This is a genomic window from Stenotrophomonas sp. YIM B06876 (assembly GCF_030711595.1).
Classification (GTDB): domain Bacteria; phylum Pseudomonadota; class Gammaproteobacteria; order Xanthomonadales; family Xanthomonadaceae; genus Stenotrophomonas.
Window position 1 is genome coordinate 1 of the sequence record NZ_JAUJUJ010000403.1, and the last position, 725, is coordinate 725.

The window sequence follows — 725 nt, forward strand, 5'->3', positions numbered from 1 at the left end:
CGCAGGCCGCAGGCCCCTGGGTGAGCTGGCTGCCCCATGCGGGGGGCCAGGCGCGGCCAACCCCCATCTGGGCCACCGCCATGCAGGGCGCGCAGTTCTACGACCAGTGGCCCAGCCCGGCCTTCCAGCCTGGCGACACCGACGTGTTTTGAGCTTGTCCTGGGCTCTGTAGAAGGGCCTTGCTTATCGGGCGGGTCCGCGCAAACTCACTCCTGGCTGGCAGCGTTTGGCAAGCTGCGTACCCGATTTGAGCGTCGCATCGACGTTCATGTCGCGCGGCTTTCCCTGGCGTGCTGCGTCATCCGCGTTCGAACTCCCGCCACGGTTTGCTAGCCGCTCTAAAACTGTGAAGGAGACTTGGCCCGTTGACCGTCGCCTCCGATGACAGCAATCTCGCCGCTCAAACACCCATCGAGGCATACACCAGCCCGTGCTGCTGCACCCCAGCCAGCTCCACCGCAGGATGCGCCAGCGCATACTGCGCCGCCTCCCACGCCAGATCCCCCGCCGTCACCGCACCCGACTGCAGCAACTGCACATAGGGCTGCAGCTGCTCGGCCGTACCTTCGCTGCCATGCGCGCGGCTCCACAACCACTGCACAGTTTCTTGTGCCGTGTGCTGCTGATCACGTCCCATGGCCAGACTCAGCGCCGCTGCGCCGATGTCCTGCGTACTCCAGCCACCGTCTATCAGGGCCAGGCCTTCGGTGGTTACAACCTTGTCC

1 protein-coding gene and 1 pseudogene are annotated in these 725 nt (G+C 65.7%); one reads left to right on the forward strand and one right to left on the reverse strand.

What is annotated here, in order from left to right; all coding sequences use genetic code 11:
* Positions 1–201: 201 nt before the first annotated feature.
* A pseudogene (locus QZH66_RS17580) lies at positions 202–333 on the forward strand (IS5/IS1182 family transposase); the annotation flags it as partial.
* Between the two features lie 67 nt (positions 334–400).
* On the opposite strand, the gene QZH66_RS17585 reads toward QZH66_RS17580, so the two are convergent.
* Positions 401–725: hypothetical protein (locus QZH66_RS17585; RefSeq protein ID WP_305807115.1), on the reverse strand; the 325-nt coding region annotated here is incomplete at its 5' end.